The 23,797-nt window shown below is 71.9% G+C and carries 16 protein-coding genes; 10 read left to right on the plus strand and 6 right to left on the minus strand.

All coding sequences use genetic code 11. From position 1 onward, the window contains the following. Positions 1 to 580 precede the first annotated feature (580 nt). The 4 genes from ACIP89_RS34325 (at position 581) to ACIP89_RS34340 (ending at position 3,886) form a co-directional block, all read left to right on the plus strand. Entirely contained in the window at positions 581 to 1,171 is a 591-nt protein-coding gene (locus tag ACIP89_RS34325; RefSeq protein WP_389213483.1) for a lytic polysaccharide monooxygenase, read from the plus strand. 137 nt (positions 1,172 to 1,308) lie between these two features. Next, complete coding sequence (locus ACIP89_RS34330) at positions 1,309 to 1,794, plus strand: Lrp/AsnC family transcriptional regulator (RefSeq protein ID WP_401928971.1); 486 nt, start codon at positions 1,309 to 1,311, stop codon at positions 1,792 to 1,794. Positions 1,795 to 1,818: 24 nt separating this feature from the next. Beyond that, positions 1,819 to 2,505: an HAD family hydrolase gene (locus ACIP89_RS34335; RefSeq protein WP_402118279.1), complete on the plus strand. Its 687-nt coding sequence runs from the start codon at positions 1,819 to 1,821 to the stop codon at positions 2,503 to 2,505. A 202-nt stretch (positions 2,506 to 2,707) separates the two neighbouring features. Further along, the gene (locus tag ACIP89_RS34340) at positions 2,708 to 3,886 is read left to right on the plus strand and encodes a serine/threonine-protein kinase (protein WP_402118281.1); all 1,179 of its coding nucleotides are present in this window, start codon (positions 2,708 to 2,710) and stop codon (positions 3,884 to 3,886) included. A 9-nt stretch (positions 3,887 to 3,895) separates the two neighbouring features. On the opposite strand, the gene ACIP89_RS34345 is transcribed toward ACIP89_RS34340, so the two are convergent. Both ACIP89_RS34345 and ACIP89_RS34350 read right to left on the minus strand, forming a co-directional pair. Next, positions 3,896 to 4,888: an aldo/keto reductase gene (locus ACIP89_RS34345; RefSeq protein WP_402118282.1), complete on the minus strand. Its 993-nt coding sequence runs from the start codon at positions 4,886 to 4,888 to the stop codon at positions 3,896 to 3,898. A 72-nt stretch (positions 4,889 to 4,960) separates the two neighbouring features. Beyond that, a complete protein-coding gene (locus tag ACIP89_RS34350) occupies positions 4,961 to 5,875 on the minus strand; it encodes an aldo/keto reductase (RefSeq protein WP_401932672.1) in 915 nt (304 codons plus the stop codon). Positions 5,876 to 6,363: 488 nt separating this feature from the next. On the opposite strand from ACIP89_RS34350, the gene ACIP89_RS34355 reads away from it, so the two are divergent. Further along, positions 6,364 to 9,846, plus strand: a complete 3,483-nt coding sequence (locus tag ACIP89_RS34355) for a M28 family peptidase (protein WP_402118315.1) — start codon at positions 6,364 to 6,366, stop codon at positions 9,844 to 9,846. A 131-nt stretch (positions 9,847 to 9,977) separates the two neighbouring features. Here ACIP89_RS34355 and ACIP89_RS34360 read toward each other — a convergent pair whose 3' ends face one another. Next, complete coding sequence (locus tag ACIP89_RS34360; RefSeq protein WP_401928961.1) at positions 9,978 to 11,423, minus strand: helix-turn-helix domain-containing protein; 1,446 nt, start codon at positions 11,421 to 11,423, stop codon at positions 9,978 to 9,980. A gap of 473 nt (positions 11,424 to 11,896) precedes the next feature. Here ACIP89_RS34360 and ACIP89_RS34365 point away from each other — a divergent pair, with 473 nt between their 5' ends. Then, positions 11,897 to 14,080, plus strand: coding sequence for a discoidin domain-containing protein (locus tag ACIP89_RS34365; RefSeq protein WP_402118283.1), 2,184 nt, complete (start codon positions 11,897 to 11,899; stop codon positions 14,078 to 14,080). An 81-nt stretch (positions 14,081 to 14,161) separates the two neighbouring features. Here the strand turns inward: ACIP89_RS34365 and ACIP89_RS34370 are convergent, their stop codons facing one another. Next, a complete protein-coding gene (locus ACIP89_RS34370) occupies positions 14,162 to 16,771 on the minus strand; it encodes a SpoIIE family protein phosphatase (protein WP_402118284.1) in 2,610 nt (869 codons plus the stop codon). 353 nt (positions 16,772 to 17,124) lie between these two features. Between ACIP89_RS34370 and ACIP89_RS34375 the strand changes: the two genes are divergently transcribed. Both ACIP89_RS34375 and ACIP89_RS34380 read left to right on the plus strand, forming a co-directional pair. Next, the gene (locus tag ACIP89_RS34375) at positions 17,125 to 17,613 is read left to right on the plus strand and encodes a potassium channel family protein (protein WP_402118286.1); all 489 of its coding nucleotides are present in this window, start codon (positions 17,125 to 17,127) and stop codon (positions 17,611 to 17,613) included. A 411-nt stretch (positions 17,614 to 18,024) separates the two neighbouring features. Continuing rightward, entirely contained in the window at positions 18,025 to 19,347 is a 1,323-nt protein-coding gene (locus ACIP89_RS34380) for a geranylgeranyl reductase family protein (RefSeq protein WP_401928953.1), read from the plus strand. 7 nt (positions 19,348 to 19,354) lie between these two features. On the opposite strand, the gene ACIP89_RS34385 is transcribed toward ACIP89_RS34380, so the two are convergent. Then, positions 19,355 to 20,161: a GNAT family N-acetyltransferase gene (locus tag ACIP89_RS34385; protein ID WP_402118288.1), complete on the minus strand. Its 807-nt coding sequence runs from the start codon at positions 20,159 to 20,161 to the stop codon at positions 19,355 to 19,357. 252 nt (positions 20,162 to 20,413) lie between these two features. Here ACIP89_RS34385 and ACIP89_RS34390 point away from each other — a divergent pair, with 252 nt between their 5' ends. Beyond that, positions 20,414 to 20,767 (plus strand): hypothetical protein, encoded by a 354-nt coding sequence (locus ACIP89_RS34390; protein WP_402118290.1) that lies wholly within the window; start codon positions 20,414 to 20,416, stop codon positions 20,765 to 20,767. Positions 20,768 to 20,774: 7 nt separating this feature from the next. Here the strand turns inward: ACIP89_RS34390 and ACIP89_RS34395 are convergent, their stop codons facing one another. Continuing rightward, on the minus strand, positions 20,775 to 23,330 hold the full coding sequence (locus ACIP89_RS34395) for a SpoIIE family protein phosphatase (protein ID WP_402118291.1): 2,556 nt from the start codon (positions 23,328 to 23,330) through the stop codon (positions 20,775 to 20,777). A 153-nt stretch (positions 23,331 to 23,483) separates the two neighbouring features. On the opposite strand from ACIP89_RS34395, the gene ACIP89_RS34400 reads away from it, so the two are divergent. After that, positions 23,484 to 23,654: a hypothetical protein gene (locus ACIP89_RS34400; RefSeq protein WP_199884421.1), complete on the plus strand. Its 171-nt coding sequence runs from the start codon at positions 23,484 to 23,486 to the stop codon at positions 23,652 to 23,654. Positions 23,655 to 23,797 lie beyond the last annotated feature (143 nt).

Below are 23,797 nucleotides of genomic sequence, written 5' to 3' on the forward strand. Positions count from 1 at the left end.
GTCCGCGTGAGGCGGACCGGGGCCTGGAAGCGGTCGCGTCGGAGGTCCGCCGGGTTCGGGCTCCAGCAGTTCGGGCTCCGGCGCGACGACGACCGCGGCCATGGCCGAGGAACGCCCGTCCACCCCCTTGACGCTGGCACAAGGTGCCGGCCACCTCCCGGTGGGATCTCCAGAAGGCCGTGAACTCCCCCGCCGCGGGCGGCGCTTCACAGGCCACGGGTGAGTAGCGCCTGGTCAGCCGGCACAGCGGGCTGGCCCTGGACATCGACGGCCGCGGTCCGGTCTCGACCGCACCGCGGCACGCGGACGCGGCCCAGACGGTGTCGTTCCGCCCCTGACGGGCGGCTGCCGGACGGGCGGGACCGGGGCACCCCTCCCCTCCGCCCGGCAGCCCGGGGATCCGGACCGGTGGGGAGGCACGAGTTGGGCGCGCCCTCCGGGAGCGGCGTGTACGCGCGTCCGCGGGGCCCGGCAGAGGCTCTCGGACGGTATGGACAGGGGGAGTTGACATGACTACGCTCACCCTTGGTCTAGACCGCAGAACTCTCCGGACATCACCCCACATCTCCAGGAGCTACGTATGCGCAGAAAGATCACTTCCTTACTGGCCGGGCTCGGCCTGGCCGGTGCGGCGCTGTTCGCCACCTCCGGCAGCGCCCAGAGCCACGGCTACACCGACTCCCCCATCAGCCGTCAGCAGCTCTGCGGCATCGGCACCGTCAAGCACTGCGGGCAGATCCAGTGGGAGCCCCCGAGCGTCGAGGGTCCCAAGGGCTTCCCCACCCGTGGACCGGCCGACGGCCACATCTGCTCGGGCGGCATCGGCCGGTTCTCCGAGCTCGACGACCCGAGAGGCGGCGCCTGGCCCGCCACCAAGGTCACCGCGGGGCAGAACTACACGTTCAACTGGCGGATCGAGGCCCGGCACGCCACGACCGACTTCCGGTACTACATCACCAAGGACGGCTACGACCCGTCCAAGCCGCTCACCCGGGCCGACCTGGAACCGCAGCCGTTCCTCACCGTCCCCTTCGGCGGCAAGCTGCCCGGCTCGACCGTGACCCACTCGGGCGTACTCCCGCAGAAGTCCGGCAAGCAGCTGATCCTCGGCGTCTGGACGATCTCCGACACCGGTAACGCCTTCTACGCCTGCTCCGACGTGCAGTTCTGACACCGCCCCAGCCGCCGCTCCGAGCCACCCGGCCACCGGCCGGACGCACGGGGCGGCGGCCCGCCGTACAGGCTCGCCGGTGTGCCATTGGTACAGTCACTGGCCCAGCAGACGTACCAGCGAGAGGCCGGCGGACCATGGCGGTGGACGCGCTCGACACCCGCATCCTGCGGCTGCTCATCGAGCAGCCGCACACCAGCGTGCGGGAGTACGCCCGGATTCTCTCCATCGCCCGGGGGACCCTCCAGGCCCGCATCGACCGGCTGGAACGCGACGGCGTGATCACCGGCAGCGGCCCGGTCCTCTCCCCCGCCGCCCTCGGCCACCCGGTGCTCGCCTTCGTCCATCTGGAGGTGACGCAGGGGCACCTCGACGATGTGGGCGAGGCGCTCGCCGCCGTGCCGGAGATCGTCGAGGCCTTCTCCACCACGGGCGGCGGCGACCTGCTGACCCGGGTGGTGGCCCGGGACAACGGACATCTGGAGGATGTGATCCAGCAGCTCATCCAGCTGCCGGGCGTGGTCAGGACCCGCACAGAGGTGGCCCTGCGGGAGCGGGTTCCGCACCGGCTGCTGCCCCTGGTGGAATCGGTGGGCCGGACGGCCGCGGGGGACCCGGGATGATCAGCGGCTGAGAGCATGGCCGCCATGAACTCACCACGCACACAGCCCCCTTCGGTCCTCTTCGACCTGGACGGCACGCTCGTCGACAGTGAGCCGAACGCCTACGAGTCGGCGCGGCTGCTGCTGGAGCGGTACGGCGTACCGGACTTCAGCTGGGAGCAGAACGCCCGCTTCCTCGGTATCAGCAACCGCGAGGCGCTGGCCGAGCTGCGGACCGAGTACGGCATCGCGGCCTCCGTGGACGAGCTGGTGGCGGGTCAGGACGCCATCTATCTGGAGCTGGCGCGCACCTCGACCGAGGCGTTCCCCGAGATGCGGAGTTTCGTGGAGACGCTGCACGGGCGCGGTGTCGCCATGGCGGTGGCCTCGGGTTCGCCGACGGCCGCGATAGCGGCCGTGCTGAAGGCCACCGGTCTCGACGCGTTCCTCACCGAGTACGTCTCCGCGGAGGAGGTGGCGCGCGGAAAGCCTGCGCCGGACGTCTTCCTGGAGGCGGCGCGCCGTCTCGGCGTCCCGCCGGCCGGCTGTGTGGTGGTGGAGGATGCCGCGCCGGGCGTCGCGGCGGCCCGCGCGGCGGGCATGCGCTGCATCGCGGTCCCCTATCTCCGGGCGGCCGCCGGTGATCCGTTGTTCGTGGCGGCGGATCTGCTTTTCCCAGGCGGTCAGGGCGAGTTCAGCGCACAGGCCGCCTGCGCGTGGTTGTTCGCCTGATCCGTGCCGATACCGCCCGGCGGTCGTCCGGCCGCCCTCCGCCGGATATCCTGATCATGCTGCGTGCCCCCCACCCCGTCGGATACAGATGAGGTCGCAGCCGCGGTAGTCGAAGCGGTCCTCGGCCCAAACTCTGGATAGGTGTGCGCAGGTGCTGGTTGCTGGTCGGTACCGATTGATATCCGCTATCGGTCGTGGCGGGATGGGTGAGGTCTGGCGGGCCGCGGACGAGGTCCTCGGTAGATCCGTCGCCGTGAAGCTGCTGCTGGGGGAGCACGCCGACGAGTCGGCCACCGCGCGTTTCCGGCTGGAGGCCCAGACCGCTGCCCGGCTGAGCCATCCGCATCTGGTGGCGGTGTTCGACTTCGGGTCCTGGGAGGACCGGCTCTTCCTCGTGATGGAGCTGGTCGAGGGCAGGAGCCTCGCCGATCTGCTGCTGTCCCAGGAACGGCTGGACCCGGAACAGGTCGCCCGCATCGCCGGTCAGGCCGCCGCCGGGCTGGCCGCGGCCCACCGGCAGGGCATCGTCCACCGCGACATCAAGCCCGGAAACCTGATGCTGGACGCGGAGGGTTCCGTCAAGATCGGCGACTTCGGCATCGCCCAGTTCGTCGACGATCCGTCCGCCGCGCTCACCACCACCGGTCACATCGTCGGCACGAGCCTCTACCTCGCGCCGGAGCGGGCGCTGGGCCGCACGGCCGACGCCGCCTCCGACATGTACTCCCTCGGCTGTGTGATCTACCAGCTGCTTCTCGGTCAGCCGCCGTTCCGTTCCGACACCCCGACCGCCACCCTCTACCAGCACGTGGACACGCCTCCCGTGCCGCTGCGGCAGCGCGGGGTCGAGATGTCCGCCGCCTTCGACTCGTACCTGCTCGGACTGCTCGCGAAGCAGCCCGAGGACCGGCCGACGGCCCAGCAGGTGGCCGACTGGTTCGGCGGCGAGGCCTGGCGGGGACAGGCGGAGCCGCTGCCGATGTACCGGCCCGCTCCACCGCACGCGCCGGCCGCGCCCTACCCGTCGGCGGCCGCACCGCCCTCCCCCGCACCGCACCGGTCCCCGGCCAAGGCCGGGCCCGGCACCGCGTCCGGCGAGGACTCCGGCGCTCCGACGGTCTACCGGCTGCCGCAGGCGGCCGGCGGCCACGGGCGGCGCGCGGCAAGCCGGTCGAGGAGTACCCCTCGGCGCAGCACCCGCGAGGCGATAAGGCGCCGTCCGAGGGTGGCGAGTGCGATCGCGGGCACGGTCGCCTTTCTCGCCGCCGTGTATCTGGGGATGAGTCTCTTCTCCCCCGATTCCAGCTCGGCCACCACCCCGGACGAGGTCACCTCGACGAGCGGTGCGCCGTCACCGGACCCCGATGACGAGGGCCGGTAGTCGCGTCCGCTACCAGCGGCTGTGTACCGCCGCGCGGATCCTGCGGTCGTAGAGGTCACGTACCGCGTCGAGCGTCTCGTCCGCCAGCGGCTCCAGCGCCGCCGCCGAGGCGTTGGCGCGGGCCTGTTCCACCGAACGCGCGCCGGGGATCACGCTGGTGACGCCCGGCTGCTGGATGATCCAGCGCAGTGCGGTCTGCGCCGGCGTCGCCCCCTGGGGAGCGAGCCCGGCGAACTCTGCCGCGGCGGCGATCCCGGTCGCGTAGTCGATTCCGGAGAAGGTCTCGCCCTGGTCGAACGCCTCTCCGTGCCGGTTGTACGTGCGGTGGTCGTCCGGGCCGAAGACGGTGTCCTCGGTGTACTTTCCGGAGAGCAGCCCCGAGGCGAGCGGCACCCGCGCCACGATGCCGACACCGGCGGCACGCGCGGCCGGCAGCACCTCGTCCAGCGGCTTGAGGCGGAACGGGTTGAGGATGATCTGGACGCTCGCGACGCCGGGGCGGGCGATGGCCGTCAGCGCCTCTGCGCAGGTCTCGACACTCACCCCGTAGGCGGCGATCCGCTCCTCGGCGACCAGCGTGTCGAGGGCGTCGTAGACCTCGTCCGAGGAGTAGACGGCGGTCGGCGGGCAGTGCAGCTGCACCAGGTCCAGCGTGTCGACGCCCAGGTTGGACCGCGAGCGGTCGTTCCAGGCGCGGAAGTTGTCCAGGACGTAGTTCTCCGGCAGCTGCTCGACGCGCCGGCCCATCTTCGTCGCGACGAAGACCCGCGCGTCCGGACGCTCCTTCAGATAGCGGCCGATGAGCTGTTCGCTGCGGCCGTCCCCGTACACGTCCGCGGTGTCGAAGAAGGTGACTCCTGACTCGACGGCCGCGTCGAGCACACCGAAGGCATCCTCCTCCCGCACCTCGCCCCAGTCCCCGCCGAGCTGCCATGTGCCCTGCCCGACGACCGATACGTCCCGTCCGGTCCTGCCCAGTTCGCGCTGCTCCATGAGGATCATGCTACGTCGCTGCGGGCCGCTCCCCGGGGCTCCGGCGGGCCCGGTTCACCCGGGCCCGCCGAGGGTGCGGGCTCAGCCGGTGTGCTGACCGAGTTCGGTGAGGAGCCGCAGTTCGTCCCCGGTGAGCCGCAGGGCGGCCGCCGCGACGTTCTCCGTCAGGTGGTCCGGATTGCCGGTGCCCGGGATGGCCAGTACGTGGGGGCCGCGCTGGAGGGTCCAGGCCAGCCGGACCTGGGCGGGCGAGGCGCCGTGGGCCCTGGCGACGGCCGACACCGCCTCGCTCTCCGCGGCGGCGGCCGCACCGGCTTCCCGGCCCTCACCGGCGATGGCGTAGAACGGCACGAAAGCGATGCCCCGCTCCCCGCAGATCCGCAGCACGTCGTCGGAGTCCGCTCGGCGGGTGGCTATGCCGTACCGGTTCTGGACGCAGACGACCGGTGCGATGGGCAGTGCCTCGGCGATCTGGTCCGCCCCTACGTTGGAGAGTCCCAGGTGGCGGATCAGCCCCTGCTCCCGCAGCTCGGCCAGCGCGCCGAACCTGTCCGCGATGGAAGCGGGCCCGTTCATGCGGAGGTTCACCACGTCGAGGTGGTCGCGGCCTAGCTGGCGGAGGTTCTCCTCGACCTGGCCGCGCAGGTCCTGCGGCCGGGCCCAGTCCAGCCAGTCGCCGGACGGGCCACGGCCGGGGCCGACCTTGGTGGCGATGACCAGCTCGTCCGGGTAGGGACCCAGCGCCCGGTTGATCAGCTCGTTGGCCGAGCTCATCGGTGAGAAGTAGAAGGCCGCCGTGTCGATGTGGTTCACACCGAGGTCAACCGCACGGCGGAGCACGGCGACGGCCCGGTCCCGGTCGTGCGGGGTGCGGGCGGTGGTGAGCGCGGCGCCGTTCTGGGTCAGGCGCATCGCGCCGAATCCCATCCGGTTGACGGTCAGATCGCCCAGCTGCCAGGTGCCGGCGTCCGCTGCGGTGACGGTTCCCGTAGTCATGTCTGTCGTCTTCCTCGTTGGCGGCGGGCCGGAGCCGGCCAAATGACGGTACGTCAGGAGAGCTTGCGCAATTAACAGAGAGGTGATAGGGTCGCGATGGATATTTCCTCGGCAAGATCATTGAGTGCGGGTGCATACTAAACCCCTCGCCGCAGACCTGTCCACTCCCCTCGCGTTCCTCCGGCGCCCGGATTCCGCCACGCCGTCGATCTCTCGCGGGCCTCCTGGTGAACGCGCCGACCTCACCACCGCCCGGTGCGAACGCTGTGCGATCCCACCGGACGGACTTGACCAGACTTGCCAACTCCCTTCACAGCGCCCCTGGTTCGTTGACCCGCCGAGGGCCACGTGTGAGTGTTCGGTCGCTCGATCACGGACACCACCTGGGCGGACGGCCGACGGCAGCCGCACGGGAGGGGCGTCTCCCCACGCCGCCGCCCGTGACCGAGGTCCCCACGAACCGAGGAGCCTCGATGAAACGCAGACCGATGACGGCCGGGACAACCCTGGCCGTCCTCGCCGCGATGCTGGTCGCCACCAATGGCCAGTCAGCTTCCGCGGAACCGACCCCGCCCGCGCCCACCCCTCTCGCGGCCGCCGTGTCGGCCGCCGACCGGGCGGCCGCCAGTGGCCTCGACGCCCTGGCGAAGGGTCCGGAGGAACGCTACGAGCGACAGAACGTGACCCCCTGGGTCAACGGGCTCTACTCGATCGCCTACCAGCGCAGCTACCGCGGACTCCCGGTGGTGGGCGGGGACGCCGTCGTGGTGGCCGACTCCAAGGGGCGGGTCCGCGCCGCCCGGTCGGCGGTCTCCCGGCGGATCAACGTACCGACCACCGCGACCGTCTCCGCCGCGAGGGCCGAGACCGCCGCGCGCAAGAAGCTGAAGTCCGTGGAGCGGGTGGACAGCCACCGGCTGGTCGTACGGGCCACCGGCGGGAAGTCCCGGCTGGCCTGGGAGACGGTGCTGACCGGCCGGACCGCTAAGGCGCCCAGCCATCTGCACGTGTTCGTCGACGCGGGCACCGGCGCGGTGCTCGACAGCTACGACGACGTCAAGGCCGGCACCGGCAACAGCCAGTGGAACGGGCCCTCCCCGCTGTCCATCAACACCACCTCCTCAGGTGGAAGTTACTCGCTCCGTGACCCCGGCAGGCCGGGACTCAGCTGCGCCGACTACAGCACGGGCGGCGTCTTCACCAAGTCCTCCGACTCCTGGGGCACCGGCAACGCCACCAGCAAGGAGACCGGCTGCGTCGACGTCATGTGGGCGGCCCAGCACGAGTGGGACATGCTGCGCGACTGGCTGGGGCGCAACGGCCACGACGGCAACGGCCGCAGCTGGCCCGTCAAGGTCGGGCTGAACGACGTGAACGCCTACTGGGACGGCTCCACCGTCTCCATCGGCCACAACAACGCCAACCAGTGGATCGGCGCCATGGACGTCGTGGGCCACGAGTTCGGCCACGGCATCGACCAGTACACGCCGGGCGGCGCCAACAACGAGTCCGGTCTCGGCGAGGCGACCGGCGACATCATGGGCGCGCTCACCGAGGCGTACACCAATGAGCCGGCCCCGTACGACGACCCGGACTACACCGTCGGCGAGAAGATCAACCTCGTGGGCAACGGGCCGATCCGGATCATGTACAACCCGGGGCAGATCGGTGACCCGAACTGCTACAGCTCCTCCATACCCAACACCGAGGAGCACGCGGCGGCCGGTCCGCTCAACCACTGGTTCTACCTGCTGGCCGAGGGGTCGAGCCCGGGGGGCGGCAAGCCGTCCAGCCCGACGTGCAACAGCTCCTCGGTCACCGGCGTGGGCATCCAGAGCGCCGGAAAGGTCTTCTACGGCGGCATGCTGCTCAAGACCAGCGGCATGACGTACAAGCGCTACCGCACGGCCACGCTCACCTCGGCCAAGACCCTCGACGCCACCTGCGTGCTGTTCAACCGGACGAAGGCCGCCTGGGACGCCGTCAGCGTGCCCGCCCAGAGCGGTGACCCGGCCTGCACCCCGAGCGGCAACAACGACTTCTCGATGTCACTGGACCCGGCCACCGGCTCGGTGAAGCCCGGCAGCTCCGTGACGGCCACGGTCAGGACGACCGTCAGCTCCGGCAGCGCGCAGACGGTGAACCTGTCCGCGACCGGTCAGCCGAGCGGGGTCTCCGTCTCCTTCAGCCCGTCCGCCGTTCAGTCGGGCGCGACCTCCGCGATGACCGTCTCGACGACGGCGGCCGCGGCCCCCGGGACCTACACGCTCACCGTGAAGGGAACCGGCACCCAGAGCCACACCGCGCAGTACACCCTGACCGTCAGTGACGGCGGTGGCACGCCGGGCGCCACGCCTCCCGACATCAGCGTCGCCAATGTGCAGTCGCACCTGTCGCAGTTCAGCACCATCGCCTCGCAGAACGGCGGCAACCGCCGGGCCGGCAGCGCCGGTTACACCGCCTCGCTCGCCTATGTGAAGGGCAAGCTCCAGGCGGCCGGTTACACCGTCAGCGAGCAGGCCTGCGGCAGCTGCACCTACGCGGGCAAGAACCTCATCGCGGACTGGCCGGGCGGTCCGGCGGACCGGACCGTGATGTTCGGCGCCCACCTGGACGGCGTCAGTGCCGGGCCCGGCATCAATGACAACGGCTCCGGCTCGGCGACCCTGCTGGAGAACGCCCTCGCGCTCGCCCAGCAGAACCCGACGATGACCAAGCACGTCCGCTTCGCCTGGTGGAACGGCGAGGAACAGGGCCTGCAGGGCTCCCAGTACTACGTCGGGCAGCTGACCTCCGCCCAGCGCGCCGCCATCAGCGCGTACTACAACTTCGACATGGTCGCCTCCACCAACGGCGGCTACTTCATCAACAACCTCAACTCGGCGGCCTCGGCCCCGATGAAGGAGTACTGGACCTCGCTCGGCCTCGCTCCGGAGGAGAACGTGGAGGGTCAGGGACGCTCCGACGACTACTCCTTCCAGCAGGGCGGCATCGCCACCTCGGGCTACGCGACCGGCGCGAGTGACACGAAGACCTCGGCCCAGGCCGCCAAGTGGGGCGGAACGGCCGGGCGTTCGTACGATCCGTGCTACCACCAGTCGTGCGACACGACCAGCAACATCAACGCGACCGCTCTCGACCGCAGCGCCGACGGTGTCGCCTACACGGTGTGGAAGACGGCAGTCGGCACCACCGCACCGGCCGACGACTTCTCCGTCTCGGTGAACCCGGTGTCCGGCAACGTCCAGCCGGGCGCCTCGGCAACCGCGACCGTGTCCACGGCCACCACCAGCGGCTCCGGACAGAGCGTCCGCCTGACGGCCTCGGGCGCACCGAGCGGGGTCACCGTCTCCTTCGCCCCGGCGACCGTGCAGTCGGGATCGTCCTCGACGATGACCGTCTCCGCGGGGGCCCAGACCACCGCGGGCACCTACACGCTCACGGTGACCGCGACGGGCACCGCCACCCACACCACCACCTACTCGCTGGTCGTCGGTGGCGGCGGCAACTGCCAGGCCCGGCAGGTCGTCACCAACGGCGGCTTCGAGGACGGCACGTCCCCGTGGACCCAGACGGACGGGGTCATCAACAACCGGACCTCGGAGAAGCCGGCGCACACCGGCTCCTACCAGGCCTGGTTCGGCGGCTGGGGCAGCACGCACACCGACAGCGCCTCGCAGTCACTGACCGTTCCGGCGGGCTGCTCGACGTACAGGCTGTCGTTCTTCTTGCGCACCGACACCGCCGAGTCGGCGGGTGACGCGACGGCCTACGACACGTTCACCGTCAAGCTGGGGACCCGGACGCTGGCCACGTACTCGAACGCCGACGCGGGCGGTGGGTACGTCCAGCAGAGCTTCGACGTCGGCTCCGCCGCGGGGCAGACGGTCACGCTGGGGTTCACCAGTAAGGAGGACGCCTACCTCCAGACCAGCTTCGTCCTGGACGATGTCGCGCTCGACGTGAGCTGATCCGGGATCACTGCGACGGGGGCGGGGGCGGGACGTGGCGACACGCCCCGCCCCCGGCGTTTCGACGGGTCACAGCGGCCTCGACGCCCCGGTGGTTCAGCGGATCACCCCGACCTCGACGCCCCCGTGATTCAGCGGATCACCGCGGCCAGTCTGCGGACGAAGTCCTCGGTCTCGGGCCGGCCGGCGCCACGGGCCGCCAGCCTGCCGTGCAGTCCGCGCAGTTCCTGGCCGAGGAGGGTCGACGGGGTCACCTCCGTGGTGTCGAGCACCGGGCCGGCCACGGCCTGCGCCGCCGACAGGTCGCCCGCGCAGGCATGGGCGTCCGCCAGCCGGGCCAGGAACAGCATCCGGGCCGAGAGCATTCCGGCCGGCAGCAGTCCGAGCGCGGTGCCGGCCGCCCCGACCGCGCGCAGCGCGAACCGGCGGTCCCCGGTGGCCGCCGCGAGATCGCGCAGCGCTCCGGCGGCGCCCGACTCCACCCGCAGCCGCACCGAGGCCACCGAGAGCCAGGGCGCCTCCGACTCGTCCCGCTCCCCCACCCGGTCCAGCTGGGACCAGGCACGGTCGATGTGTCCCAGGGTCTGCGCGGCGTCCCCCCGGACCGCGTGCCCGCGTGCCTGGTACAGATCGCTCATCGCCCCCGCCCAGGCCCGGCCCGCCGCGGCCTGCCGGATCGCCCCGCCGTACGCCAGCGCCGACGGGCCGTCCCCCTCCAGCCGGGCCAGGGTACTCATATCGCTCAGGGCGGCGACCTCGGTCCCCACATGACCGGCCATGGCCGACCAGAGCAGCGAGCGGTCGAGCCAGGCCATCGCGGTGCCGTTGCGGCCCCACAGCAGCCGCAGACAGCCGGCCGACTGGGCGTACTCGGCTGCCAGCGGGGCGAGTTGGCGCTGGTAGGGGGCGGCGGGCAGCGCCATCCAGCGGAGCATGGCGTGCAGGGTGCGCTCGACGACCGCGGTCGCTCCCGGCCAGCCGCGCTCCTCGTCGGCGCGCAGGCAGACGGCCAGCAGGGCGGTCAGCGCGTGCATGGTCTCGTCGTCCAGCGCGGGGTGGGACGAGGATTCCGGGCCCAGGGCGCAGAAGACGGCGTGCAGTTCGACGACATCGGCCAGCGCGGGCACGGCGCAGCCGTCCCGGCCGTGCACCGGGCAGGCGAGTCCGTACGCCGGAAGGCGGGCGGGCAGCGCCGCGCCCGGCGGCAGCATCGCGAGGAGCGCCCCGCCCGCGGGCTCTCCGGGCAGCGGACCTCGGCGCGCGGGGGCGGCGGGCGGGCCGCCGGACGCCTCGCCCGAGGACCGCACGGCCTCCAGCGCCTCGGCCGCCTCGCAGGCGGCCAGCAGGTCACCGCCCGCCATCAGCAGGTCGTCCAGCCTGCGGGCCAGCGGCGGTGGCGTCCGGCGGCTGCCGTGTTCGAGTTTGCTGATGGCGGTGTGGTCGTAGCCGACCCGGACGCCGACCTGAACCTGTGTCAGCCCGGCCCGCCGGCGCCACTGGCGCAGCCGGACCCCGAAGGATCTCCACGCCTCGGCGGCACCGGGCCCGGACGGCGCGGGGCCCATGTCGCCGGTCACCGGAAACACCATCGCGCCTGGTCAAGGGCGCCGCGCGTGTCATGCTCACGGCTCATGTCCCGGAGGATAGCGAGCACCCACGCCCGCTGTCCCCAGGGCGTCGGCAAGATGTCCGGTAACAGGCGCGGTGGCCTCCGGTGCGCAGATCCTCCGACCCGCTGCGGGTACCTTCGGGCAGCGCGCCGTTGCGGTGGCAACGGCGCGCATCAGACCGGTCACTCCATGTGTACACACCATCATCCCCTGAATCGACGCCGTTCCGGATCCATGGCCAGTTGACCGCGAAGGCGTGCGTAACCGGGTCAACCGTGAGATTCCCGTCGTCAACTCTTGTTCTCAACGCCCGCCGAACAACCGGGTGTTGCACACCTATTGACGCGTAGGGAACGGAGGGAGAAGTATCCCCATCGGCCGGAGAGAGCGCTCTCCGACTTCGTGTCGTGCACCCGTACCGCGACTCAGGAGACTCACCCATGTACGCACCCCCCGTGTTCCACAGACCCGTGGCCTCGACCAGAAGAAGACGTACCGGCGTACTGACCGCCGTCGCCGGTCTCGTCGTCTCGCTGCTGGCCTTCGTCCCCTCGTCCCCGGCGAGCGCGGCGCCCACGCTGCTCTCGCAGGGCAAGACGGTGACCGCCTCCAGCCAGGAGAACTACGGCACGCCCGCCACCTCCGCGGTGGACGGCGACAACGGCACCCGCTGGTCGAGCGCCGCCTCCGACCCCCAGTGGATCGAGGTCGACCTGGGCTCCTCCGCCTCGGTCAGCCAGATCGCGCTGAAGTGGGAAACCGCCTACGCGAAGAGCTACAAGATCGAGTTCTCCACGAACAACAGCACCTGGAGCACCGCCTACTCCACCACCACCGGCCCCGGCGGGAACGAGACGCTGAACGTCTCCGGCACCGCGCGCTACGTCAGGCTGACGGGCACCACGCGAGCCACCCAGTACGGCTACTCGCTCTGGGAGTTCCAGGTCTTCGGCACCACCGGCGGCGGGGGCGGCCCGCAGATTCCCGGCGGCGGCGACCTCGGTCCCAACGTGCTGGTCTTCGACCCCTCGACGCCCAACATCCAGGCCAAGGTCGACGAGATCTTCAAGAAGCAGGAGTCGGCGCAGTTCGGTGACGGCCGCTACGCGCTGATGTTCAAGCCGGGCACGTACAACAACCTCAACGCGCAGATCGGGTTCTACACCTCGATCGCCGGTCTCGGTCTCAAGCCGGACGACACCACATTCAACGGTGACGTGACCGTCGACGCGGGCTGGTTCAACGGCAACGCCACCCAGAACTTCTGGCGTTCGGCGGAGAACCTGGCGCTCAACCCGGTCAGCGGCACCGACCGCTGGGCCGTCTCGCAGGCCGCCCCGTTCCGCCGGATGCACGTCAAGGGCGGGCTCAACCTCGCGCCGAACGGCTACGGCTGGGCGAGCGGCGGGTACATCGCCGACAGCAAGATCGACGGCCAGGTGGGCCCGTACTCGCAGCAGCAGTGGTACACCCGGGACAGCTCGATCGGCAGCTGGGGCAACGGCGTCTGGAACATGACGTTCTCCGGCGTCGAGGGCGCCCCCGCCCAGAGCTTCCCCAACCCCCCGTACACCACGCTCGGCACCACCCCCGTCTCGCGTGAGAAGCCGTTCCTCTACCTGGACGGCAACGACTACAAGGTCTTCGTCCCCGCCAAGCGCACCAACGCACGCGGTGTCTCGTGGAACGGGACGCCGCAGGGCGAGTCCATCCCGCTGAGCCAGTTCTACGTGGTCAAGCCCGGGGCCTCCGCCGCCACCATCAACGCGGCCGTGCAGCAGGGCCTGCACCTGCTGTTCACGCCCGGCATCTACCACGTGAACCAGACCATCAACATCGACCGCGCCAACACGGTCGTCCTGGGCCTCGGCCTCGCCACGATCATCCCGGACAACGGGGTCACCGCGATCAAGGTCGGTGACGTGGACGGGGTGAAGCTCGCCGGTCTGCTCGTCGACGCCGGTCCGCAGAACTCCCAGGTCCTGGTCCAGGTCGGCCCCGACGGCGCCTCCGCCGACCACTCGGCGAACCCGACCACCGTCCAGGACGTGTTCGTCCGGGTCGGCGGCGCGGGGGCCGGCAAGGCCACCACCGCCATGGTGATCAACAACGACGACACCATCGTCGACCACACCTGGCTGTGGCGTGCCGACCACGGGGACGGGGTCGGCTGGGAGACCAACCGGTCCGACTACGGCCTCCAGGTCAACGGTGACGACGTGCTGGCGACCGGGCTGTTCGTCGAGCACTTCAACAAGTACGACGTGCGCTGGTCCGGCGAGCGGGGCAAGACGATCTTCTTCCAGAACGAGAAGTCGTACGACGCCCCCAACCAGGCGGCCGTCCAGAACGGCAACACCAAGGGGTTCGCGGCCTACAAGGTCGACGACTCCGTCAACACCCACGAAGGGTGGGGCCTGGGCAGCTACTGCTACTACAACGTGGACCCGACGATCATCCAGGGCCACGGCTTCGAGGCCCCGGTGAAGGCCGGAGTGAAGTTCCACGACCTGCTCGTCGTCTCGCTCGGCGGCCAGGGCCAGTACGAACATGTCATCAACAACACCGGTGCGCCCACGTCGGGGACGTCGACCGTCCCGTCCAACGTGGTGTCCTTCCCGTGACACCGCTCATGAGGTGAACGAAGGGTGCGGGGTCCGGCAGCCGCTGCCGGACCCCGCACCGCCTCTATTCGGTGCGGGCCCCTATCCGGACTCGGGTGGCGGCTCCGGCTCACCGAGCGTCTGCTCGGACCAGATCACCTTGCCGCGCGCGGTGTACCGGGTACCCCAGCGCTCCGCGAACTGGGCGACCAGGAAGAGGCCCCGCCCGCCCTCGTCGGTGGTCGCGGCATAGCGCAGATGCGGCGAGGTGCTGCTGCAGTCCGCCACCTCGCAGATCAGCGCGCGGTCGTACAGCAGCCGTACGGTGATGGGCTCGGAGCCGTAGCGGATGGCGTTGGTCACCAGCTCGCTGAGGATCAGCTCGGTGACGAACCCCTCCTCGTCGAGCCCCTGGTCGCTGAGCCACCGGGTGGCCTCCTTGCGGACACCCGAGACGGCCGAGGCATCGGGGGCCACTTCCCACTGCACGCGCCGGGCCGGGTCCATGGTGCGGGTGCGGGCCACCAGCAGGGCGACGTCGTCGCCCGGCCGGGTGGGCAGCAGGGCCTCCAGCACGTCGTCACAGGTCTCCTCCGGGGTCCGGTCGCGGTCGGCCAGGGTCTGGCGCAGCTCCTCAAGGCCGTCGTCGATGTCCCGGTCCCGCCGCTCGATCAGGCCGTCCGTGTACATGACCAGCCGGCTTCCCTCCGGCACCTCCAGCTCGACCGTCTCGAAGGGCATCCCGCCGATCCCGAGGGGCAGACCCGCCGGGATCTCGGGGAACTCGACGGTGCCGTCGGGCAGCACGAGAGCGGGTCCCGGATGGCCGGCCCGAGCCACCGAGCAGCGCCCGGTCACCGCGTCGTAGATCGCGTAGAGACAGGTGGCCCCGGTGACGGCGACGCTGTCGTCGGTCTGCTCGTCCTGATCGATCCGGACGACGAGTTCGTCGAGGTGGCCGAGGAGTTCGTCGGGCGGCAGGTCCAGGGTGGAGAAGTTGTGCACCGTGGTGCGCAGCCGGCCCATGGTGGCCGCGGCGTGCAGGCCGTGCCCGACGACGTCGCCCACCACGAGGGCGACCCGTGCGCCGGACAGCGGGATCACGTCGAACCAGTCCCCGCCCACCCCGGCCTGCGCCGGCAGGTAGCGGAAGGCGACGTCCAGGGCGTTCTGCTCGGGCACGCCGCGCGGCAGCAGGCTGCGCTGCAGGGTCACGGCCATCTCGTGCTCGCGGGTGTAGCGCCGGGCGTTGTCGACGCTGACGGCGGCGCGGGCCACCAGCTCCTCCGCGAAGGACAGGTCCTCGGCGTCGAAGGGCTCCTCGTTCTCCGCGCGCCAGAAGTTCGCCATGCCGAGGATGACACCGCGCGCGTGCAGCGGCACAGAGAGCAGTGAGTGGAACCCGTACTCCAGGATTCTCGCGGACTGTTTCGGGTCGGTCCGGCGCCACTGCTCGGACGCGGACAGGTCGGGGACCATCCAGGTGTGGCCGCTGCTGCTGCCGATGCCTTCGGGGCCGGTGGGCACGAACCCGATGACCCGGCCGAGCGGGTAGAGGGGGTGGTCGGTCCCGGCCCCGGAGGCGGCGGTGCGGCGTACGTTTATCACCTCGCCGGAGGGTGGCTCCGGTTCCTCTCCGCGCAGCACCGCGTCCGCGAGGTCGACCGTCGCGCAGTCGGCGAATCCGGGGGCGGAGACCTCCGCGAGTTCCCGTGCGGTCGTGGCGACGTCCAGGGTGGTGCCGATCCGTGCGCCCGCGCGGTACAGCAGCGTCAGACGCTCCCGCACGGTCTCCGCCCTGCCCGTGACGACCCGCAGCTCCGTGGTGTCCCGCAGGGTCGCCACGACGCCCGGGGGCCCGCCGCGTTCGGCGGTGGGACGGAGGTTGATGGCCAGGAGGCGGTTCCCGGCCGGCCGTACCTCGTCGGTGGCGACCTTGCCGGAGGCCAGCAGTTCGGCGGTACGCGGCTCCAGCCCCAGCTCGGTCACGGCGCACCCCTCCGCGTCGGCGGGCAGTCCGAGGAGTCTTTTGGCCTCGTCGTTGGCGAGCAGCAGCCGGTGGTCGGCGCCGATGATGAGGACGCCCTCGCGGACCGAGTGCAACACCGCGTCGTGGTGCTCGTACATCCGAGTCATCTCGGTCGGGCCGAGGCCGTGTGTCTGGCGGCGCAGCCTGCGGCTCACCAGGGCGGCGGCGCCCGCCGTGAGGACCAGCGCGCCCAGCGCGGTGCCGATGGCGAACGGGGGGCTCGGTTCGGCCACCGCGTTCACGGTCTTGACCGTGATGCTCACGGACACCAGCCCGGCGACCGTGCCGTCGGGCCGCAGGACGGGCGCAAGCGAGACGACGGAGGGGCCGCGGCTCGTGGTGAAGGTCCGGGTGAAGGCGCGACCGTCCAGGGCTTCCTTGTACGGGCCGATGATGTGCTTGCCGATCCGTTCGCGGTCGGGGTGGGTGTAGCGGATGCCATTGGTCCCGGCCACCACGATGGACTCCACGCCGGTGCGCTCCCGGACTCTCTCCGCGAGCGGTTGCAGTACGGCGGTGGGGTCCTTGCTGTCCAGCGCCGCGGCGGTTCCGGGTGCGTTGGCGAAGGACTGCGCCACGCTCATCGAACGGGCGGCGGCCTCGTGCGCGCTGTCGCGTCTGCCCTGGAGCACCAGTGAGAAGACCGCGGCCGCCACGAGCAGCAGCACGATCACCAGGGTCATGAAGAAGACCTGCCCGGCAACGGTGCGAGCGCTGAGGAGAGCGCGCACCCTGCGGCCGGCCGAGAGCCCTTTCACCTCCGGTTCGAAGGACGCACGCCCCTCACCGCCCGAGCGTCCGGCATCGTCCCGATGCGGCCGCCGGGCGGAGCGGTGAAACCACGCCCGGAACCGAGCAGAACCACCCACGTCTCCAGGTTTAACACGAAATGCCGGGGTCGGAATGCGGAGCGTGGTCCGTCGTGCGGGCCCGGCATCCTCTGCCGGTCCGGCAGGACGTTCCGAACGGGTGACGCCGGCTCCCGCCGGCGCGCGCCCGTCGGCGGGCGGCGGCGGGGGCCGGGCATGATCCCGAAATGGTGCCTGTGTTCCTGACCAAGGCGGTCGAGCTGCTGCTCGGCCGGGAAGGCCGTTCACTCCATCTGAAGGCGGTGGGCTGGGCGACGGTGGTCCTCGCGCTGACCGTGCTCGCCGGCTCCTGGGCGGTGCTCGCGGCGGAACAGCACGCCGGGCACGCCGCGACCATCACCAGCTATCCCCGGGCGCTGTGGTGGTCGGCGGAGACGGCGACGACCGTGGGGTACGGCGACTTCTACCCGGTGACCCTGTGGGGCCGGATCGTCGCTGTCGTGGTGATGGGCGTGGGCATCACCACCTACGGGATGGTCACGGCGGCTCTCGCCACCTGGTTCGTGGGGCACGAGCAGAGGCGTCGGCACCGGCTCACCGCAGCGGCGGAGCAGACCGCGCGTCACGCCCGGGAGGAGACCGCCCAGCTGCTGCACGAGCGCTTCGACCGGATCGAGCGGCTGCTCGCCGACGCGGGCCACGGCCCGCGGGGGTAGGCGGGGCCCGGTCACGGAACGCGATCACCGGCCCCGCGGGGTGTGAACGGCGTACCGCAGGGCATAGGTCGGGTGACCGACAGGAGGTGGCAGTGGGCCGCATCAGGGTTGTCAGACGTCCCCAGCTTCCGTCGCGGCCGCCGCCGCTCGATCTGCGTACGCCGTCCGGGCGTCCGCTGCCGTACTGACCCGTCAGCGTCCGTCTCCCGTCCCTTCACCGCTTGTCCGTCCGCCTGCCCGCCCCGGGGCCGCACACCGTGCGGCCCCGGGGCGCGTCGCTGCGGACGAACCGGAAGCCCGCACGCCTCGCACGCGTGATCACCCTGCCGCCGAGCGGCGCGAACCGGCAGGATGTGGGTGTACAGGGCCGCCTCCCCGGGTGGCTCCGGCCGCCCCAGGAAAGGGTTCCCGATGCGGGAAGCGCGCGCAGACCAGTCCCCGCCCGACGAACAGTCCCCCGGCGGGCCGGAGGAGGCGCAGGTGATCGTGGTGGGGGCGGGTCCGGCCGGTTCGTCCGCCGCCTTCCATCTCGCCCGCGCGGGCGTGGATGTGCTGCTCCTGGAGAAGTCCGGCTTCCCCCGGGAGAAGGTGTGCGGGGACGGCCTCACGCCGCGCGCCGTGCACCAGCTCATCCGGATGGGCGTCGACATCGAGGCACCGGGCTGGACGCGGTCGCGCGGGATGCGCTGGGTGACCGGGGACCGGCAGGTGCGGATCGACTGGCCCGCGCTGGGCGGCTACCCGGATTTCGGCCTCACCCGCAGCCGCCACGACTTCGACGACATCCTGGCCCGCCACGCCGTCGCCGCCGGTGCCCGGCTGCGCACCGGCGTGAAGGTGACGGAGCCGGTGACCGACCGGGCCGGGCGGATCACCGGGGTGAGCGCGGTGTCCGGGAAGGCGGACCCGGTGGTGCACCGGGCGCCGGTCGTCATCGCCGCCGACGGGGCCTCCGCCCGGCTGGCTCTCGCGATGGGCCTGGAACGGGACACCAGGCGCCAGATCGCCACGGCGGCCCGCCGCTACTACCGCAGCCCCGAGCGCTCCCGGGAGGAGTACCTGGAGCTCTGGGCCGACCTCCGCTTCCCCAGGAGCGACCGTTTCCTGCCGGGGTACGGCTGGATCTTCCCGATGGGCGACGGGCGCGTCAACGTGGGACTCGGCGCGATCCCCCACCGCCGGCACGGCAAGCCCGATCTGCGGGCGACCCTGGACCAGTGGCTGGCCCGTACACCGCCCGAGTGGGGGCTCCGCGAGGAGAACGCCGAGGGGCCCGTGCGCAGCGCGGCGCTGCCGCTGGGCCTCAACCGTCATCCGCTCTACACCCGGGGCCTCCTCCTGGTCGGCGACTCCGGAGGCATGATCAGCCCGTGGAACGGCGAGGGCATCGGCCAGGCCCTGGAGGCCGGGGAGGTCGCCGCCGAGAGCGCCGCACTGGCCCTGGCGATGCCCGCGGGCCCCCGGCGGGAGCGGGCGCTGCACCACTACCCGGCGGAGATGAACCGGCGCTGGGGGCGTTACTACCGGCTGGGCAACACGGCCGCCGATCTCGTCTTCAGCCGGTCGGGGTTCCAGCCCGTCCTGAACCGGTACGTGATGGGCTCGCCGTTCCTGCTCAACACGCTGGCCAGGCTGCTCAGCAATCTGACGGACAACCCCTCGCGCGATGTGATCGACCATGTCCTCAACACCGCGGTACGCCTCGTTCCCGCCCCGAAGACCCGCCGGCGCTGAGCGCGCCTCAGGGAGACCAGACGTAGGGGGTCGTCGTGGTGACCGCGTGCAGGCCCAGCCGGGTGAGGATCGGCGCGCTGTCGGCGGAGGCGTCCACGTAGAGGTAGGGGACTCCGCGGGCGGCGGCGAGCTGCGCGCGCCGGGCCACCAGGGCGCGGTAGATCCCGCGTCCGCGCCACTTCCTGAGCGTGGAGCCGCCCCAGAGGCCGCCGAAGTCGACCCCGTCCTTGAACACCAGCCAGGCCGCGCAGACGATTTCGGTGCCCGCCTCCGCGACGAGGACGACGGTGTTCTCCGGGGCGTTCTCGATGCGGGCGGCCAGGTCGTCCGCGAGCCAGCTCCAGTCCTCGCCCCAGACGGCGCTCTCCATGGCGGCGATCCGTTCGAGGTCGGCCCTGGCGGTGACGCGCCGGAGGACGACGCCGTCGGGCAGCACGGGATCGGCGGCGAGGACGGCGGACTGCCCGATGAGCACCGTCTCACTGTCCTCCGCGGTGAATCCGGCTGCCGTGAGGCGGTCGCCCAGGTCGGCGGGGAGATCGTGGGCGCGGGTCTTCCACTCGACCGCCTCGCCGCGGGCGGCGTAGAAATCACGCTGCCGCGCTATGAGTTCGTCGAGGGCCGGCCCGTCCACGCCCAGGTCCCGCGGGCCCGTGACGAAGCCGCGGTGCCAGCCGACGACGCGGGTCAGCGGTCCGTCCGTCTCGATCCGGGCCGAGCCGCCGGGTGGGGTGACTCCGCGTAGCTGGGCGTCGTACGCGGTGCGCAGTTCGTCGGTCGAAGCGCCGGTCGGGACGGCTGGAGGATTGTTCACCGGCCCCATCCTGCCTGCTGAAGGGGTTCGGGACTACGGGTTTCGCCGTTCGGTCAGCACGGGCGGGGTCGCCGTGCCGAGAAGCGCGCAGGAAGGTATCGATGCCCGCGCCGACAGCCTCCGCGGCCTGCGCCGGGTTTCGGGGTCCTGCCCATCGGGGCGGGCGCCCCGGTCTTCGCCCGGTCCGGTCCGGGCGCCTCCCGGATCGCGCCGGCCGCGGCGCAGTTCGCCGCCGGCCCCGGCATGGGCCCGGTGGGCGCGCCCACGACGGGATCGGTCCACCGGACGGTGCCGGGCGGGTCGGTGGCGGGCACCACCGGCGCGGTGTTCGTCCTCAGCCAGATCGGGGCCTGGCCCGGCATCGCGGTCGTCGCGCTGCCCCTCCAGGACGGCGGCGCGCACGCGGCTCCCACCGCCGGCTCGTACCGCGGCACCTTCTGGTGGCCGGCCGCCGCGGCCGTCGTGGTCTTCGCCGCGGGGCTGCTGCGGGCAGGCCCCGTCCCGGACCGGCCGGGCCCGACGCCGCCGCGGGCCAGGGCCGAGAGAGACGACGCCGCGTCCGGGGCGGCGGTGCCGGACAGGCGGCCGGTCACCGGCCGCGCCTGAGCCGCGCTCACGGGATCCGGGCCGTCCCGTTCGCATCGCCGTCCGTGCCGTTCGGGTCGTCCGTCTCCTCCCAGCGGCCGGCGAGCAGCAGGGCGATGTCGTCGGGCCGGTCCGGGGCCTGTCTGGCCCGTGCGATCACATGGTCCGCCGTGTCGGTCAGCGGGGCCGGGCCGAAATCGGCGATGGTGCGGCGCAGCCGTTCGATGCCCACGTCGATGTCCGTTCCGGACTGCTCGACCATCCCGTCGGTGTACAGGGCGAGCATCGCGCCCGTGGCAAGACGCAGTTCGCTGACGGGGTAGACGGCGTCGGGCGCGACACCGAGCACGATCCCGCCCGACAGGTCCAGCACTTCGGCCGTGCCGTCCGGGTGGCGCAGCACGGGCTGCGGATGCCCGGCGCGCACGGCCCGCGCGATACCGGTGGCCGGGTCCAGGACGATGTAGCAGCAGCTGGCGAACTGACCCGGGTCGAGGTCGATGAGGAGCCGGTTGGTGCCGCTCACCACCTCCTGCGGATCGTGTCCGCTGAGCGCGAAGGCCCGTACGGCGCTGCGCAGTTGCCCCATGGTGGCGGCCGCCGCGACGCCGTGTCCCTGGACGTCCCCGATGACCAGGGCCACCCGCTCGCCCGTCTCGATGACGTCGTACCAGTCACCGCCGACCTCCATGCCCTGGGTGCCCGCGAGGTAGCGGCCGGCGGTGGCGACGTGGTCAACGACGGGCAGCCGGTGCGGCAGCAGGACGTCCTGCAGTCCGCGGGCGAGGGCGGCCTCGGTGTCGTACCGCTGGGCCCGTTGCAGTGCCTGGGCGATGAGACCGGCCAGCGCGGTCAGGATCGTGCGCTCCTCCGGGCTGAAGCCGCGCGGCTGGTCGAAGCCGAGGATGCAGGAGCCGACGTGCTGTCCGGAGGCGATCAGCGGCAGGAACGCGCGGGCGCCGACGTCCGCGTCCATCGGGATGCCGGGGTAGGCGGCGCCCAGGTGCTGCATGGACTCGAAGAAGATCGGGCGGCCGGAGGTCAGCGTTTCCACACCGGGGATGCGGGCGTCCAGGCCGACTCCGTCGAACCCGTCGAGGAAGCCCTTGGGGAACCCGGTCTCCCATTCCAGGTAGAGGCGGCCCTCCTTGAGCAGGTAGATCGCGAGCTGCCTGCCGCCGAACGCGGGCAGCAGTTCCTCGGTCACCACGGCGGACACCTGCCGGGCGGTGACGGCCTCGGTCAGCGCGATGGCCAGCGCGACCGGCCGGTAGAGCGCGGCGGAGCGGTCGGCCGGGGAACCGAGGCCCAGCCCCGGCGAGGCCACGGAGCCCGGCGCGTAGGAGGGTTCCTCGGTGGGGGTGAGTACGGCCGTCAGCCCTTCGTGGCCGGGGTAGAGGGAGATCGCGAGCCAGGGGGGCGGGGTGCGGCGGGCGAGGAAGTGGACCGGATCGTCGGAGATCATGGCGGACCGGTAGTGGTCCTCGTACGCGGGGTTGGCGAACCACGGAAGGACTTCCCAGAGCACCCGTCCGACCAGCTCGGACCTGGCGTGGCCGAGGATCTGCTCGGCCTGGTCGTTGAGGTAGGTGATCCGGCCGAAGCGGTCCAGCGAGAAGATTCCCCGGGGCAGCCGGTCGGCCGCCTCGGGAACGACCGGGCCGATGCCGAGGTCCACCAGGAAACCGGTCAGATGGCTCGCCGCACCGGCCCCGGGCGCGCCGTCGCGGCGGCCCGAGACCTCCAGCAGATGCGAGCGGCCGTCGGGGCCGCGCAGCCGCATCCTGCGTACGACGGGGCCGCCCGACCCCGCCGCCTGGCGGGCCAGGGCCCACAGTCCGTAGACGTCCTCCGGAGCCAGTCGGGCGGCCAGCGCGTCGATCGTGCCCGGGAACTCGGCGGGCTCGGTGCCGAGGATCGCGCACAGTTCGGCGTCGGCGCCGACGGCGCCACTGGCCAGGTCCCAGTCGAAGCGGCCGATCCTCACGGGCGGCGAGCTGCCCGCGGGCAGCTGGACGGGGAGCGGTTCCTCGTCCCATCGCGGTTCCGTACCGGTGTACGCCAGCTCCGTCAGCGCGGTGCCCAGCTCTTCGGCGACCGTGCCGAGCCTGCTCCGTTCGGCGGTTCCCACCGGCTTTCCGGGTGTCGCCGGACGCAGGACCGTCAGGACTCCGACCGGTTCGCCGCCGCAGCTGACTGGCACGTACAGGGAGCTGAACGGGAACGGCAGGCCCGCCATCAGCTGCGGGTAGCGGCGCATGGCCTCCTCGGGGTCGGCGAGGTGCACGGCCTGGCCCCTGCGGAACGCGTCGGCCACCGGGAACGGGCGGTTCACATGCATCCGCCACCAGGGGCGGAAGAGGGGTCCGGGCAGCCCCGCCAGTACCGCCAGCCGCAGCAGTCCCGGTGTACGGGAGCGGAGAAAGGCCCCGCCCGCCTGTCCGCCCGCTGCCTCGACCCCGTTCACCACGGCCTGGGCGAGCACCAGGGACAGTTCGTCCGGCGCCCGGCCGTCCTTCAGGCTCCCGGGCACACCGGCGTCCTCGCTGAGCGGAGCACCCCGGGCCGCGCCGTACCAGGTCACCCACCCAGCATGCTCCCCCGCGGCCGTGCTCCGCACGTCAGACGGGGCACCCCAGGACAGAGATGCACGCTATGCAGGTAAATGCACCATTTACACTTGTATGCGAGTCCGCAAGGCGGCCCATCGTCCGACATCCGCACAGGAGGCACGATCATGGGCAAGAAGCAGAGCCGGCACAACCGTGGCGCCCGGAGCGGCGGCCATGAGCACTCCGCGACCGCGGAGCCCAAGGAACAGACGAGCACCGCACCCGCACCCGAAGGGGTGAAGGCGATCTCCGAGCAGGTCTCGCACAGGCGTGAGCGGAAGTTCGGCCACAACTGACCTCCGCCACCGCCGGAGCAAGGTCCGGACGGAGCCATGACCCACCGAAGCCGCCCACGAAAGAGGTCGGCCACGAACGAGCGGAGCGGCGGTCGCCGTTGACGGCGACCGCCGCTCCGTCGCGACCGCGCGAGGGCTGTCGG

It is taken from the genome of Streptomyces sp. NPDC088730 (assembly GCF_044751215.1).
In the GTDB taxonomy this organism is placed as follows: domain Bacteria; phylum Actinomycetota; class Actinomycetes; order Streptomycetales; family Streptomycetaceae; genus Streptomyces.

Bases quoted from the DNA above. Each gene is read 5' to 3' on its own strand.
- ACIP89_RS34375 (WP_402118286.1), top strand. From the start codon at position 17,125: ATGGTGCCTGTGTTCCTGACCAAGGCGGTCGAGCTGCTGCTCGGCCGG.
- ACIP89_RS34365 (WP_402118283.1), top strand. From the start codon at position 11,897: ATGTACGCACCCCCCGTGTTCCACAGACCCGTGGCCTCGACCAGAAGA.
- ACIP89_RS34330 (WP_401928971.1), top strand. From the start codon at position 1,309: ATGGCGGTGGACGCGCTCGACACCCGCATCCTGCGGCTGCTCATCGAG.
- ACIP89_RS34335 (WP_402118279.1), top strand. From the start codon at position 1,819: ATGAACTCACCACGCACACAGCCCCCTTCGGTCCTCTTCGACCTGGAC.
- ACIP89_RS34345 (WP_402118282.1), bottom strand. From the start codon at position 4,888: ATGATCCTCATGGAGCAGCGCGAACTGGGCAGGACCGGACGGGACGTA.
- ACIP89_RS34380 (WP_401928953.1), top strand. From the start codon at position 18,025: ATGCGGGAAGCGCGCGCAGACCAGTCCCCGCCCGACGAACAGTCCCCC.
- ACIP89_RS34325 (WP_389213483.1), top strand. From the start codon at position 581: ATGCGCAGAAAGATCACTTCCTTACTGGCCGGGCTCGGCCTGGCCGGT.
- ACIP89_RS34400 (WP_199884421.1), top strand. From the start codon at position 23,484: ATGGGCAAGAAGCAGAGCCGGCACAACCGTGGCGCCCGGAGCGGCGGC.
- ACIP89_RS34340 (WP_402118281.1), top strand. From the start codon at position 2,708: ATGGGTGAGGTCTGGCGGGCCGCGGACGAGGTCCTCGGTAGATCCGTC.
- ACIP89_RS34370 (WP_402118284.1), bottom strand. From the start codon at position 16,771: ATGACCCTGGTGATCGTGCTGCTGCTCGTGGCGGCCGCGGTCTTCTCA.
- ACIP89_RS34350 (WP_401932672.1), bottom strand. From the start codon at position 5,875: ATGACTACGGGAACCGTCACCGCAGCGGACGCCGGCACCTGGCAGCTG.
- ACIP89_RS34355 (WP_402118315.1), top strand. From the start codon at position 6,364: ATGACGGCCGGGACAACCCTGGCCGTCCTCGCCGCGATGCTGGTCGCC.